A 13,745-nucleotide genomic window follows, 5' to 3' on the forward strand; every position below is an offset into this window, starting at 1 on the left:
ACGGAGGCCCCGCACAAAGGATCTGCGGGGCGACGGCGGATTAGAACATCTTGTAGACCTGGAACCATAGGCGGAAGTCGTCGTCGCCTGGCTCCGAGCGGTCGGGGCGGCCGTTTATTTTGCGCGCGAAGTCGAACTGCGCGTACCAGTCGTTTGGCTTGGTGTAGCGCAGGCCGACGCCCCAGCCGGCGAGGTGGTCTATCTCATTGTTGGGTGTGGCGAGGTTTTTCGCCGCGCCGACGTCTATGAAGGCCGCGAGCTCGAGGCCGGGGACGCCGACGTTGTAGCGTATCTCTCCCGTGGCGGTGTAGCCGGAGTCGCCGTAGCCGTCGCCGTTGGCGTAGGCGCGCACGCCGTTTATGCCGCCGAGGAAGAATTGTTCGCTGCCGTCGAGCGCGCGGCTTGCGAGCTGGCCCCTGGCGCGCACGCGCGCGTTGAATCTCCCCCAGTACCAGATTTTGAGCATGTCTGCGGTGAGCTTGTGGTAGCCGCCGTCGTAGTAGGCTCCGCCGCCGTCGGTCTTGATGTCGCCGTACCAGTAGACGAGGCTGTATTGAAGGAACTGGTTTACGCCGTAGCGGCTGCCGCTCAACCCTATGTGCCAGACGCTCGCGGTTTTGTCGCGCCCGAAGTCGAATGGGCGCAGTATCTCTTCGCGGAAGCGGTATTCGTCGGTGATGTTTCTGTGGTCGTAGCCGTAGATGAGTGTGAGGCGGTCGGCTTTGCTCCTGTAGAGCGGGGTGAGGCCGTAGACGCTGAGCCCTTCGGATTCGCCGAGGGAGTCGTAGAGCGAGTTCGGCGTGAATTCATAGTTGGTTTTGCTGTAGGCGAAGCCGAGGCGCGTGCCGCGCGCGCCTACCGGCATTTCGTAGCGGAGGCTGTAGTTTTTGGTTTCTTCGTTGGTTATCATGCCGCTGACTATTATTTTGTCGCCGGTGCGGGTGGGGTTGTTTATTTCGGTGTTGAAGCCGTAGCGGTAGCGCCCCGAGTAGTAGCCGCCGCCGTTGTCCGCGTATATGTAGTTGTTCCACACTTTGCGTTTTTTGACTTCGATGTCTATTTTCGTGGTGCCCGGTTCGGAGCCGGGACGGAGTATGGCGCGCGCCTGTACGCCGGGGAGGTCGTTGAGGTTGTTTATCGCGGTTTCGAGCCTGCGGTCGGTTATGACGTCGCCGCGTTTGAGGCAGCTCACGTAGCGCTGTAATGTTTTGTCGTAGATGTCGGATGAGTTGACGGTTATCTCGACGCCGTCGTAGGAGGCGACGTATATTTTGACTTCGAGCACGCCGTCCACGATCTCCTGTTTCGGTACGACGGCGAGCGGTATGGTGTAGCCGCGTTCGCGGCAGTAGTTCGTTATCTCGTCCGTCAGCGACGTGAGTTCACGCACTTTTACGCTGCGCCCGCTGTATTTGCCGAGTATCGCTTTGAGCTCGCCTTTTTCGTCGAGCACTTCGTAGCCGGTGAGTCTGACGGCCTTCACGAAGAAGGCCGGGTCTTCCGCCGTCCCGGTGTTGCCTTCCTGCGGAGTTCCCGAGGGCTTCACGTCCGGCTCTTCAACTTCGATATCCGGCGTCCCGGTCCGCATGTACGGAGGGTAGGTGCGCACGGCGTCTTCGTCGAAGGACGGCAGGGGCGACGCGCCGAACGCCGGCGGTAAAGAGCAAAGCAGCGACGACATAATGATCAGGATAAAGCAAAGCTTTTTCAATCTTGCACACACACCTTCGCATCTCAAATATTTATGAACGGCTCCGCCGGCCCGATTGCCGCTTAGGGCCGGCGAATGCGTCAATCCTTTTGTCACGTAATTTTGCTTACGTTGCGTCCGCGAGTTATTTTTGCATAGCCAAGTTGAAACCGATACAATAAAAACACTGCGTTGCTTTCGTGTTTTTGGGGATTTGGTTCAGATGCGGGCGTGCGGCGCAGGCGGGTTACAGTCCGCGTGTGAAAGACGGCGCGCGCCAGTCGCCGGACGGGCGGCGTCTGCATTTGGGCAAGTTAGGTCAGCACCTGCCGCCGCGCCTCTCAGGCGTATGTTGCTTTGAGGTTACTCCGGTATGTGTTCCTTGTAAGCGTTACGGCGTGCAGGGGCACGTAAGCAAAATTACGTGCGGGGTATAGACAAAAAAGAGCGTTTTTATATTATAATGTCCTGTGCGTTTTTATCGCAACGTAAGCAAAATTACATTACCAGCCTCATCCTGTCGAGCTGGCGCCGGTGCTCGCAGCCGTCGGTCGCTATGTATATGCGCGTCGTCTCTATGCTGCTGTGGCCCAGCAGGTCCGCGAGCTTCGACAAGTCGCGCTCGAGCGCGTAGAACGCCTTCGCGAAGAGGTGGCGCAGGTTGTGCGGGAAGACTTTGCTCGCCGCGACGCCGGCCTTCGCGCCTATCTTTTTCATCTCCGCCCATATCCTGTGGCGGCTTACGGGCTTTCCGTTCTTTCCAGTGAATATGGGGCCGCGCGCCGTTTTGCGCGAGGCGGCGTAGCGCAGCAGTTTTTTAACGAGAGCCGAGGGAAAGAGTATGCGGCGGCATTTGCCTTTGAGCATTATCTCGGCGCGTCCCGCGCGCGCCGCTTCGACCGTTACGAAGGCTAGCTCGGAGACGCGGATGCCCGTCGAGCAAATCGTCTCCATCGCGAGGCCTATGCGTTCGTTGTTCTCTCTGCGCGCAGTCTCCACAAGTTTCATGTATTCGCCGCGCGCGAGGTCGCGGCGTTCCTCGCGAAAGGCGGAGCGCTGGCGCTTGAGGAATTTCGCGCGCCACGCGGCGAGCCCCGCGTGCGTGAGCATCCCGTTGACGGAGGCGAGCATGACGTTGACGGAGGAGCTCGCGTATTTCCGCGCGACGAGGTGCTCTTTCCAACGCAGTACGGCGGCCTTGTCCAGCAGTTTGCCGTCCGGCAGAAAGTCGTAGAAGCGCGTAAGGTCGCGCCTGTATTTGTCTATCGTCGCTTCTCCGCGCTCGTCTTCCGCGAGGCGGCGGAGATAGTCTTCTATCATCTGTTTTGTAAGAATCATCTGTAAACCGCCCTTTTTTCCGCGCCATGCGGCGCGTTGCTGATGGCTTTATATTACAGGCTGGGAGTGGGAAGAGGGCGGATGCGCCGCAGCCGCGATAAAAAATATATCAACCGCTTGCCGCAAAAATAAGCCCGACGTGGTATAGCTGCTCAATCAGCAATAAAGAACGGAGTAATTTATATAGGCGTCGCATCGGATTTGCCGCGAAGGGTGGGCGTACGCAATAGCCGCGAGCTTAACGGTTTCTCGAGAAAGTACAACGCCGATAAGCCGGTATGGTACAGGTTCTTCGATACTATGGAAGAAGCTGTACAAGCAGAAAAACGCATGAAAGAATGGAACCGGGCATGGAAAATAAGAGAAATCGAAAAACTAAACCCGGAGTGGAGAGACCTCGCCGAAGGAGAACTTTAAACAAAAAACTAAAATAACAAATTTATGTCATTCAGGCAATCTTCTGGCCTGAATCTCCATCACTGACACCGGGGCTGAATGAATCGTGACAGCCATGTCAGAAGCTGTCGGGGTTGAGACGGAGGCCCCGCACCGGACATCTGCGGGGCGACGTTTTATAAAAGGTCAATCGGCTGAAAAAACTCCGGCGCCGCGTCCGCAGAAGTTTTTCACCGCCGGCGCTTCGTCATGTCCTTCAGCTCCTGGAGCTCGTCCGGCGTTATGTCGCGCGAGAAGTACGAGCAGTAGACGGAATTGTTCTGGAGCAGCGGCTCGGAGCGCAGGGCGGGGAGTTTTTGCGCGGCGGCCTCGAAGAGCGGCGTTCCGGGAATAGGCGAGAATTCCGCGAGTTTCGGCACGCCGCCGTTGTCCCAGACGAAGTTTATCGTATCTTTCACAGACTGTATGTCCTGACCCGGAAGGCCAGCGAGGATGTACGTCTCGCAGTCTTCGGAGCCGTAGCCCGCCGCGAGCAGATTTTTGACGGCGGAGGCGTATTCCTCGCGCGCGACCTTGCCGGAGCTTTCGCGCGCGATTTCCGGGTCTATACTTTCGAGCGAGAGGCGTATCGTTTTGAAGTTGCTCCCGGCGAGCGTCTCCGCGCAGCGCGCGTCGATCTGGCGCACGTGAAGGCCGTTCGGCGTATGCAGCCGCAGCGAGGAGCCGTAACGCGCGGAGAGGGCGCGGCAGAGCGGGTAGAAAAATCCTTCTTCGCCGAGCAGCAGCGCATCGTCGTAAAAAGCTATGTCGCGCGCGCCGAGCTCCGTCTGGCATTCTATCTCGGCGAGCGCATCTTCCACACTTCTTCTGCGGTAGCGCGGCCACAGCAGGCGCGAGGCGCAGTAGCCGCACGAGAAGGGACAGCCGAACGACGTCATAGAGACGCCGTAATTCACCGCGCCGTAGAGATCCATCGCCGGATAGGGCGCGGCAGGCTCCGCGCGTCCGCTCACGACGTAATCCGCGCCGAGGCGGGACGCATGCTCCGGGCAGAGCGAGGCGTAGACGCCGCCTAAGATTATCACGCTTTCGGGGAACAGTTCGCGCAGCAGCTCTATCGCCCATTTCACGCCGTGATACCAGTAGGTCATGACGGAGGTGAGCAGCACGACGTCGGGCGCGCCGAGGGCCGCGAGCTTCGCGGCGGCCTTTTCGCGCGCCGGGCCGAAGTGGAAGTAGCGGCGGCGCACCGAAGCGTATGCTTCGGGCTTTTCTATCTCGTGTTTCGCGGTCTTCTGCCGTCCGAACGTCTTCAGCCCTTCGCGCGCCTCCCACACGCAGTCGAAGAGCGCGACGGAGTTGCGCGCGCGCAGGCTTTGCAGCAGATAGAGCAGGCCGAGCGGCTTCGACCACAGGTCCATGAAGGCGAAGTCGCGCACGGGCGGATTGACGCCGAGCACGCGCTTTCCCGAAATTTCCACGAGCGCGCCCGCGTCTATGAATTTCGACCGGCCGCCGCCGTTTTTCACAAGTTTTATCTCCACAGCCCAACGCGCCTCCGTGACGATAAATTTCAAACACGCAGATGAGTTTATCGCAAACAGGCGCGCGAAAAAAGCCGCGGAGGATTTTTCCCGCGGCCTCTGTCCTGTGATTTTTCCGGAAATTTTAGAACTCGAACTTGATGCCCTGCGCGAGCGGCATTTCGTGCGAGAAGTTTATCGCGCCGCTCTGGCGGCGCATGTAGCCCTTCCACGCGTCGGAGCCGCATTCGCGCCCGCCGCCGGTCTCCTTTTCTCCGCCGAAGGCCCCGCCTATCTCCGCGCCGTTGGTGCCGAGGTTGACGTTCGCTATTCCGCAGTCGGAGCCGGAGCAGCTCAGGAACTGTTCGGCCTCGCGGAAGTCCGTCGTGTATATCGACGACGAGAGCCCGTGAGGCACGCCGTTGTGGATGCGTATGGCTTCGCCGAGCCCGCCCGAGTACGGTATGAGATAGAGTATCGGGCAGAATTTCTCTTCGCGGACGAGCGGCGCGTCCGCGCTCATTTTGAATATCGCGGGGCTGACGTAGCACGCGCCGAGCTCCGGCAGCGCCGTGCCGCCGCATAGCAGCTCGCCGCCCTGCGCCTTCGCCTCTTCGACGGCGGCGAGGAAATCTTTCACGACGTTCGCGTCGGCGACGGGGCCGACGTGTACGCCCTCTTCGAGCGGATTTCCGATTTTCAGCCTGCCGTAGGCCGAAGTCAGCTTCTGCGCCAGCTCTTCATAGCGGCTCTCGTGGACTATGACGCGGCGCGTCGTCGTGCAGCGCTGACCCGCCGTGCCCGCCGCGCCGAAGACTATGCCGGGGACGGCCTGCTTCATGTCGGCGTGCTCGGTCACGATGCTCGCGTTGTTCCCGCCGAGTTCGAGAATCGTGCGCCCGAAGCGCCGCGCAACCGCGACGCCGACGTGACGCCCCGTCTCCGTCGAGCCGGTGAACGACACGAGGCGCACGCGCGCGTCCTCAAGCATCACCTCTCCGACGTCGCGTCCTGAGCCGATGACGAGGTTGAATACGCCTTCGGGCATGCCGTTCTCCGCGAGCACTTCGCAGGCGATTTTCTGTATCGCAACGGCGCAGAGCGGCGTCTTGCTCGACGGCTTCCATATCACGGTGTCGCCGCAGACGGCGGCGAGCATGGCGTTCCACGACCAGACGGAGGCCGGGAAATTATAAGCAGTAATTACGGCTATCGGGCCGAGCGGGTGCCACTGCTCCATGAGCCTGTGGCGCGGGCGTTCCGATGGGAATGTCAGCCCGTAGAGCTGTCGCGAAAGGCCGACCGCGAAGTCGCAGACGTCTATCATCTCCTGCACCTCGCCGAGCCCCTCCTGCAAAATTTTCCCCATCTCCAGGGAGACGAGGCGGCCCAGCGCCTCTTTCTTCTCGCGCAGGCGGACGCCTATCTGACGCACTATTTCACCGCGCACCGGGGCGGGGACTTCGCGCCATTTAAGGAACGCAGCCTCTGCCGCAGCCGCGGCGCGCTCGTAGTCTTCCCTTCTCGCGCAGCGCACTCGCCCGAGCTCCGAGCCGTCGGCCGGCGAATAGCTGACGAGCTCCTTCGCGCCATCGGAAGCGAACCATTCCTTTCCCGTAGACACGCCGGGACACGTCCCGGCGACGCCGAGGCTTTCGAGCCAAGAATTTTTGTCCATTGCAGTTTTTCCTCCTTCGTTTCTGTAATACGGGATAAATACGGACGGCGGGCCGTCTCTTCAAAACTTTTGCGAAAAAAGCTTCGTTGTGTCTGACTGCCAAAATCTATCACATTCACCATTTTATTACAACTTAGTTGCATTAAATGATTGCGCCGCGAAAAAATCACTTTTGTCCTTAATTCGGCGTTATTGTCCGCAGCCGCGACGCGTGCGCGGGAAAGCAGAAGTGCGGCGAAATTTGACTACCGGTCTGACAATATGTGATAATCAGAGCAAGTTATGCGCATCATTATTTTTGCACGCGGAGCGCAGCGCGGAAACGAACGGGAGAAAACCGGGGGAAAGAGAGAAAAAACGGTCTGACAGAGAGATTTTAGAGGTTCTTCACAATGTGTGAGACGCATAACGCGCAAGCATTTGGCGCTAATTTTAGAATTATTTAGAAAATATTTTAAGGGTTGCGCAGTCTGCCAGAAAGTAGTATATAGTAGACTGGGCAACCCAGTTAGGAGGTTTGTTCACAATGATGGAATCACCCGTTAAGACGACAAGGATATACGAGAAGGTTGTGGAGAAGCTCAAGGAGGAAATAGCGGACGGGCGTCTGCTCCCCGGCGACCCGCTCCCCTCGGAGCGCCAGCTTATGGAGACTTTCGGCGTGAGCCGCAGTTCGCTGCGCGAGGCCTTCCGAGTTATGGAGCTGCTCGGCCTTATCGAGTCGATAGCGGGCAAGGGGCGTTTCGTGCGCCAGCCCCGCGTTCTGTCTGAGGAGAAGGCGGGGCGGATACAGCTTGAGGATTCCGCGATTCTCGAGCTGATGGAGGCGCGCCGCATCCTCGACCCCGCCATCGCCGGCGAGAGCGCGATGCGCGCGACGCCGTCCGACCTAATGCGGCTGCTGCGCGTCATCACGGCTACGGAGGACCGCCTGGCGCGCCCTCAGGACCGCGCGCAGGCGGATTTCGACTTTCATCTCGTGCTCGCCGAGGCGACGCACAATTTTGTGTTCGTCAACATCACTCGCATGAATTTCGATTTGATACTCGCGACGCACGAGAGGATATACAATCTGCTCGACGACAAGGACGCTTTTCTCAACGAGCACAGAAACATGTACGACGCGATACTCGACCACGACGCCGAGCGCGCGCGGGAGGCCGCGTCGCGCCACATAGACAGGATATACCGCACGCTGCACAGAGGAATAGCGGCGGGCGAATAAATAAAAACGAAAGAGACTACGCGGGAGGATGAGGTTATGAAAGAGAAGATCAGAGAGCTGTTTCCCGAAATCGAGTGGATTCACGACGAGAAGATGCGCGAGAACACGCTCGCCGCTATCGAGGACGGACTGAAATCCGGCGGCTGGGAGCCCGAGGATATGGCGAAGATTCCCTTCACGCTCCTCATTCCCAACTGCCCGTTCAGCTACCTCGACCACGTGCGCGGCGTTACGCGCATAGCGAAGCTGGCGATGGACGAGTTCAACGCGATATACGCGGCGCGTGACGCGAAGTACAGGATGGACAACGACCTGCTCGTCGCTGGCGCGCTGCTGCACGACGTCGGCAAGCTCGTCGAGTATGAGAAGACCCCGGCGGGCGAGACGGTTAAATCGCGCTGCGGAAAGAATCTGCGCCATCCGTTCTCCGGCACGGTCATCGCGCTGCGCAACGGCCTGCCGGACGAGGTGGGGCACATCATAGCGAACCACGCCCACGAGGGCGACGGCACTCTGCGCAGCCCTGAGGCGGTCGTCGTTAATAAGGCGGATTTCATCAATTTCGAGTCTATCAAGTCGTTCCTCGGAATGAAATAAAAATCTTACGCGAGACTTACGGAGGGAGAGACAGGCAATGGGCAAGACGTCGATAATGAAAATCATGGAGCGCGCCTCGGGCCATCCCGTGAAGGTCGGGGACCGCGTCTGGTGCAAAATAGACTGGGCGACCTGCCGCGACTTCGGCGGCGCAAACGTCGTTCTCCAGTTTGAGAAAGAAATGGGAAAAGACGCGAAGGTCTGGGACCCCGACAAGCTCGCCTTCACCTTCGACCTTCAGGCCCCGGCGCACTCTGAGAAGGTCGCGGCCAACCAGAAGATAATCCGCGAGTTCTGCAAGCGCCAGGGCGTAACGCGCCTCTTCGACATCAACCACGGCATCGGCCAGCACGTCATGCTCGAGGCCGGAATGATAAAGCCGGGCGACGTCGTCCTCGGCACCGACAGCCACATGAACCTGCTCGGCGCGGTCGGCGCGTTCGCGACCGGCGTCGGCAACTCCGACATAGCCGCCTCGTACATCGCGGGCATCAACTGGTTCCGCGTGCCGGAGACGATGAAGATAGAGGTCACGGGCAAATTCAAGAAGGGCGTCTGCATGAGAGACCTTCTGACGAAGATAATCGGCGACCTCGGCGCGGGCGGCATGGACTTCCTCGCGGTTGAGTTCGTAGGCGAGACGATAGACAACGCGACGCTCGCCGAGCGGTTGACGCTCTGCTCGATGGTCACAGAGATGAGCGGCAAGGTGCCTCTCATCATGCCGAACGGCGACGTTCTGAAATGGCTCGTCGAGCGCGCAGGGCCGGAGGTCGAAACGCTCGCGAAAGAGCTTAAGGCCGACCCGGACGCCGAGTACTGCCGCGTGCTGCACTACAACGTGAACGATCTCGAGCCTATGGCATCGTGCCCGGACGCGCCGGACAACGTGAAGCCGGTGAGCGAGATAGCCGGGACGCACGTAGACCAGGTGCATATCGGCTCATGCTCGAACGGGCGCTACGAGGACATAAAGGCCGCGCACGACGTGCTGATGGCGGGCGGAGGCAAGGTCAGCCCGACGGTGCGCACGATAATCACGCCGGCGACGACGGAGGTACAGCTCCGCTGCGTCGAAGAGGGCATGGCGGCGGACTTCCTCAAGGCCGGGATAGTGTTCACGAATCCGACATGTTCGCTCTGCACCGCCGAGCACTACGGCGCGATGCCGTCCGGCGACGTCGGCTGCTCGACGACGAACCGCAACTTCATCGGCAAGGTCGGCAAGGGAAGCCACACGTACCTCATGAGCCCGATGACGGCGATGGCTACTGCGGTCAAGGGCGTCATAGCCGACCCGAGAGAGATACTCAAGTAGAGGAGGAAGAGCGTTATGGGCGAAATCTTAAAAGGCAGAGCGTGGGTATTCAGCGACGACGTAGACACCGACCTCATCTACCACAATAAATATCTCGCGGAGACGGACCCGAAGAACATGCCGCAGTACGCGTTCGAGTACTATCCCGGCAAGGAGAATTTCGCGAAGGAAGTAAAACCGGGCGATTTCGTCGTCGCGGGCAAGAACTTCGGCTGCGGCTCGAGCCGCGAGCACGCCGTCTACTGCCTCGAATACGCCGGCGTCCCGTGCGTCCTCGCAGAGACGTGCAGCCGCATCTATTACAGGAACGCCATCAACAACGGCTATCCCGTCCTCTTCGTCAAGGGGCTTTCCGACGCCATCAAGGCGGGGAAGATAAAGGACGGAGACCAGCTCGAGGTCGAGCTCTCGACCGGGACTATAAAGGACGCGACGAACGGCGAGACCTTCCACGGCGACGCCGTGAGCAATCTGGAGAACGACATAATGAAGGCCGGCGGCCTCATGAACTACATGAAGGCCAAGGTCGCGGCGGAGAAATAGCCGCGCGGAAGGAGGAGACGAACATGGGGAAGACATTCGCTGAAAAGGTCCTGGGCAGAGCCGCCGGATACGAAGTGAAGGCGAACGAGGTCGTCACGGTCGAGCCGGACGTCTGCATGAGCCACGACAACGGCGGCCCGATTTCACGCACGTTTAAGAAGATAGGCGTCGAAAAGGTCAAGTATCCCGAGCGCATCTGCTTCGTCCTCGACCACGCAGTCCCCGCTCCGACGAGCGCGCACGCCGTCAACCACAAGGAGGTGCGCGAGTTCGCCGCGGAGCAGGGCATCCCGCACCTTTACGACATAATGAGCGGCGGCGGCGTATGCCACCAGAAGATATGCGAAGAGGGCTACGCGCTCCCCGGCCTCGTGATGGTCGGCAGCGACAGCCACACCTGCACCTACGGCGCCTACGGAGCTTTCTCGACCGGGATAGGCCGCTCGGAGATGGCCGCGGTCTGGGCCACGGGAAAAATATGGTTCAAGGTGCCGGAGAGCATGAAAGTCGTAGTCACCGGCAAATTCAAGCCCGGCGTATCGACGAAGGACTTCATCCTGAAACTCATCGGCGACGTCAAGGCCGACGGCGCGGACTACATGAGCGTCGAATTCCACGGGCCGGGCATCGAGGACATGAGCATTTCCGAGCGCATGACGATATGCAACATGGGCATCGAATTCGGCGCGAAGAACGCCGTCTGCAAGCCCGACCAGAAAGTGCTCGACGCGATAAAGGGCAAGGAAAAATATTCAAACTGGGAGTGCATCTGGGCCGACGGCGACGCGGTCTACGCGAAGGAAGTCCACTACGACCTCGGCGACATAGAGCCCTGCGTCGCGAAGCCGCACACAGTGGACAACTGGGCTCCGGTGAGCGAAGTCAAGGGGACGAAGATACACGAGGCGTTCCTCGGCTCCTGCACCAACGGGCGTATAGAGGACCTGCGCCTCGCCGCCGGAATCCTCAAAGACAAGAAAGTAGCCGTCCGTACCGTCGTCATACCGGCGTCGTGGATAGTCTACCGCCAGGCGATGCGCGAAGGCGTCCTCGACACGCTGCTCGACGCGGGGTGCGTGATATGCAACCCGGGCTGCGGCCCCTGCATGGGCAACCACGAAGGCATCCTCGCGCCCGGCGAAACGGCAATAAGCACGGCCAACAGGAACTTCAAGGGCCGCATGGGCGACAAGGACAGCTTCATCTATCTCGCAAGCCCGATGACGGTCGCGGCTTCCGCGATAAAAGGCGAAATAACAGACCCGAGGGAGGCGCTATAAGATGGGCAGAGTTTGGAAATACGGCGACGACGTCAACACCGACGTTATATTCCCGGGCAAATACACCTACACGATAAAGGAGCGCTCCGAGATGGCGGAGCACGCCTGCGAGGATCTCGACCCGGAATTTACCAAGAACGCGAAGCCCGGCGACATAATAGTCGCGGGCAAGAACTGGGGCTGCGGCTCAAGCCGCGAGCAAGCGGCGATATGCCTTAAGGAGCGCGGCATCGCGGCAATAGTCGCGAAGAGCTTCGCGCGCATACACTACCGCAACTGCCTCAACGAAGGGCTCGCGACGATAGTCTGCCCCGAAGCCTGCGACGAGCTTAAGATGGGCGACGAGGCCGAGATAGATTTCAAGCGCGGCGTGATAAAGGCCAACGGCAAAGAATACCCGTTCCCGCCGTACCCGGAGTTCGTTCAGGGGCTCATAAACGACGGCGGACTCATCCCGCACGTCAAGAAAGAGCTGGGACTGGCGTAAACAAAAAAGCGGAGCGCGCCGCCCGGCCGCGGGCGGCGGCCCGGCATGAGATAAAGAATAACAGAGGAGGAACAGAAATGGCAGAGAACATTCTTAAGGTAAAAGAGAAGAAGGACCGCTACGACGTTACCTACATGGCGGGCGACGACTCCGGATTCGACATGATGGAGGGCGCGCTGCTCGTCCTCGAATCGCTCGACCTGCCCATCAACTGGCACCGCGCCGACCTCGGCTGGTGCATGTGGGAAAAGTCGAACAAGAAGTTCGGCGAAGACGACCCGCGCTGCAACACCGTTCCCCCGGAGACGATAAAGTCCATAGAAGAGACCGACGCGACTATAATGGCCGCCATCACCTCCAAGGCCGGAGTCAAGGGCTTCAAGTCCGCGATACTCCAGATGCGCCAGCTCTTCGACCTCTACATAAACATCCGCCCCGCCAAGACGCTGCCCGGCATCGGCACGCCGCTCGCGAAGAACCCGGACATCGACATTGTGATGTTCCGCGAGAACACCGAAGACCTCTACGCCGCCGTCGAATTTTTCCCGCTGCCGCCCGAGATGTTCGACCTGCACAAGGGCATGGACCGCTTCCGTGAAGGCAAGGGCGAGATAGCCGTCTCGTGGCGCGTCTTCTCGACCGAGGGCTGCGAGCGCATCATCCGCGCCGCGTTCGAGTACGCGAAGGCGACGGGACGCAAGACCGTCCACTGCTGCAACAAGGCCAACGTCATACGCCAGACCGACGGCATGATGAAGCGCATCTTCCTCGAGATAGCGAAGGAGTACGAGCAGTACGGCATCAAGGGAATCGAAGAGAACGCCGACGCGACCGCGATGTGGCTCATCAAGAACCCGCAGGACTACAGCGTCATCGTAGCCTCGAACGTCTTCGGCGACATACTCTCCGACGAAGCCTCGCAGCTCACGGGCGGCCTCGGCTTCGCGCCATCGGGCAACATCGGGAAGAATGCCGCGATATTCGAGCCGTCCAGCGGCTCCGTTCCGAAGTACGCGCACCAGTATAAGGTCAACCCGAGCGCGATGATCCTCACCTGCAAGATGATGCTCGAGTACCTCGGCCTCGACGACGCCGCGAAGAAGATAGAAAAGGCGCTCGGCGAAGTCCTCACAGAAAACAAGCCCGGCACGCTCACCTACGACGTGCTGCGCGACTTCCGCGGAGACCCGGACTGGGAGAAGAACGCCGCCTCGACCATCGAAATGGCGGCGGCGATAGCGCAGAAGATAAATCCCGAGTTCACCGGAGAAAAGCTCGAAGCGGCGAAGAAAAAGGTCCACGAGATGTGCGCGTGGGACGAAAAGTCGCTCATCGGCTTCGATGACTAGCTTACGAAAGTACCGTAACCTGGAGTAAAATAAACAAAGCGGCTCGCCTTCCGCCGTTTCGGGACGGGCGGGCCGCTTTTACATCGTAAGGAGGAATTGCCAGATGAAGACATCGCAGGCGGGGACGCTTGAATCGATGGACTGCCTCGTGACGCTCGAAGAAGCGCCGTCCGGCGCGGGCGTCTCGATAGAGATAACCGGGGCGAGCGCCGCGCGCTTCAAAAGCGCGATGGAAAAGAAGATAACGGAGACCCTCGCCGCGCTCGAGGCGAAGGATCTGAAGGTGACCGTACAGGACAACGGCGCGCTCGACATAGTGCT

General features: G+C 59.8%; 13 protein-coding genes. 9 read left to right on the forward strand and 4 right to left on the reverse strand.

Annotated features, from left to right (window positions below; genetic code table 11):
• Window positions 1–40: 40 nt before the first annotated feature.
• On the reverse strand, window positions 41–1,681 hold the full coding sequence (locus B5F39_RS13110) for a ShlB/FhaC/HecB family hemolysin secretion/activation protein (protein ID WP_143330758.1): 1,641 nt from the start codon (window positions 1,679–1,681) through the stop codon (window positions 41–43).
• Window positions 1,682–2,188: 507 nt separating this feature from the next.
• Window positions 2,189–3,028, reverse strand: coding sequence for a tyrosine-type recombinase/integrase (locus B5F39_RS13115; protein WP_087368446.1), 840 nt, complete (start codon window positions 3,026–3,028; stop codon window positions 2,189–2,191).
• Between the two features lie 162 nt (window positions 3,029–3,190).
• Between B5F39_RS13115 and B5F39_RS14675 the strand changes: the two genes are divergently transcribed.
• Window positions 3,191–3,445: a GIY-YIG nuclease family protein gene (locus B5F39_RS14675; RefSeq protein ID WP_255376032.1), complete on the forward strand. Its 255-nt coding sequence runs from the start codon at window positions 3,191–3,193 to the stop codon at window positions 3,443–3,445.
• Window positions 3,446–3,654: 209 nt separating this feature from the next.
• Here B5F39_RS14675 and B5F39_RS13125 read toward each other — a convergent pair whose 3' ends face one another.
• Together B5F39_RS13125 and B5F39_RS13130 are read right to left on the reverse strand one after the other, a co-directional pair.
• Window positions 3,655–4,968 (reverse strand): B12-binding domain-containing radical SAM protein, encoded by a 1,314-nt coding sequence (locus B5F39_RS13125; protein ID WP_239391285.1) that lies wholly within the window; start codon window positions 4,966–4,968, stop codon window positions 3,655–3,657.
• 124 nt (window positions 4,969–5,092) lie between these two features.
• Entirely contained in the window at window positions 5,093–6,625 is a 1,533-nt protein-coding gene (locus B5F39_RS13130; protein ID WP_087368450.1) for an aldehyde dehydrogenase family protein, read from the reverse strand.
• A gap of 526 nt (window positions 6,626–7,151) precedes the next feature.
• Between B5F39_RS13130 and B5F39_RS13135 the strand changes: the two genes are divergently transcribed.
• The 8 genes from B5F39_RS13135 to B5F39_RS13170 all read left to right on the forward strand — a co-directional run.
• Window positions 7,152–7,850: a FadR/GntR family transcriptional regulator gene (locus B5F39_RS13135; protein WP_087368452.1), complete on the forward strand. Its 699-nt coding sequence runs from the start codon at window positions 7,152–7,154 to the stop codon at window positions 7,848–7,850.
• Between the two features lie 36 nt (window positions 7,851–7,886).
• The gene (locus B5F39_RS13140; RefSeq protein WP_087368454.1) at window positions 7,887–8,447 is read left to right on the forward strand and encodes an HD domain-containing protein; all 561 of its coding nucleotides are present in this window, start codon (window positions 7,887–7,889) and stop codon (window positions 8,445–8,447) included.
• Window positions 8,448–8,484: 37 nt separating this feature from the next.
• Window positions 8,485–9,765 (forward strand): aconitase/3-isopropylmalate dehydratase large subunit family protein, encoded by a 1,281-nt coding sequence (locus tag B5F39_RS13145; RefSeq protein WP_087368456.1) that lies wholly within the window; start codon window positions 8,485–8,487, stop codon window positions 9,763–9,765.
• Window positions 9,766–9,780: 15 nt separating this feature from the next.
• The gene (gene leuD, locus B5F39_RS13150; protein WP_087368458.1) at window positions 9,781–10,308 is read left to right on the forward strand and encodes a 3-isopropylmalate dehydratase small subunit; all 528 of its coding nucleotides are present in this window, start codon (window positions 9,781–9,783) and stop codon (window positions 10,306–10,308) included.
• A 23-nt stretch (window positions 10,309–10,331) separates the two neighbouring features.
• Window positions 10,332–11,588: a 3-isopropylmalate dehydratase large subunit gene (locus tag B5F39_RS13155; RefSeq protein ID WP_087368460.1), complete on the forward strand. Its 1,257-nt coding sequence runs from the start codon at window positions 10,332–10,334 to the stop codon at window positions 11,586–11,588.
• Window position 11,589: 1 nt separating this feature from the next.
• Window positions 11,590–12,075 (forward strand): 3-isopropylmalate dehydratase small subunit, encoded by a 486-nt coding sequence (locus tag B5F39_RS13160; RefSeq protein WP_087368462.1) that lies wholly within the window; start codon window positions 11,590–11,592, stop codon window positions 12,073–12,075.
• Window positions 12,076–12,152: 77 nt separating this feature from the next.
• The gene (locus B5F39_RS13165; protein WP_087368464.1) at window positions 12,153–13,424 is read left to right on the forward strand and encodes an isocitrate/isopropylmalate family dehydrogenase; all 1,272 of its coding nucleotides are present in this window, start codon (window positions 12,153–12,155) and stop codon (window positions 13,422–13,424) included.
• A 103-nt stretch (window positions 13,425–13,527) separates the two neighbouring features.
• A partial coding sequence (locus tag B5F39_RS13170) for a citrate lyase acyl carrier protein (protein ID WP_087368466.1) occupies window positions 13,528–13,745 on the forward strand: 218 nt, incomplete at its 3' end.

The sequence above is a fragment of the Cloacibacillus sp. An23 genome (assembly GCF_002159945.1).
Lineage (GTDB): Bacteria > Synergistota > Synergistia > Synergistales > Synergistaceae > Caccocola.

Bases quoted from the DNA above. Each gene is read 5' to 3' on its own strand.
- B5F39_RS13115 (WP_087368446.1), bottom strand. From the start codon at position 3,028: ATGATTCTTACAAAACAGATGATAGAAGACTATCTCCGCCGCCTCGCG.
- B5F39_RS13155 (WP_087368460.1), top strand. From the start codon at position 10,332: ATGGGGAAGACATTCGCTGAAAAGGTCCTGGGCAGAGCCGCCGGATAC.
- B5F39_RS13110 (WP_143330758.1), bottom strand. From the start codon at position 1,681: ATGTCGTCGCTGCTTTGCTCTTTACCGCCGGCGTTCGGCGCGTCGCCC.
- B5F39_RS13130 (WP_087368450.1), bottom strand. From the start codon at position 6,625: ATGGACAAAAATTCTTGGCTCGAAAGCCTCGGCGTCGCCGGGACGTGT.
- leuD (WP_087368458.1), top strand. From the start codon at position 9,781: ATGGGCGAAATCTTAAAAGGCAGAGCGTGGGTATTCAGCGACGACGTA.
- B5F39_RS13140 (WP_087368454.1), top strand. From the start codon at position 7,887: ATGAAAGAGAAGATCAGAGAGCTGTTTCCCGAAATCGAGTGGATTCAC.
- B5F39_RS13145 (WP_087368456.1), top strand. From the start codon at position 8,485: ATGGGCAAGACGTCGATAATGAAAATCATGGAGCGCGCCTCGGGCCAT.
- B5F39_RS13160 (WP_087368462.1), top strand. From the start codon at position 11,590: ATGGGCAGAGTTTGGAAATACGGCGACGACGTCAACACCGACGTTATA.
- B5F39_RS13165 (WP_087368464.1), top strand. From the start codon at position 12,153: ATGGCAGAGAACATTCTTAAGGTAAAAGAGAAGAAGGACCGCTACGAC.
- B5F39_RS13135 (WP_087368452.1), top strand. From the start codon at position 7,152: ATGATGGAATCACCCGTTAAGACGACAAGGATATACGAGAAGGTTGTG.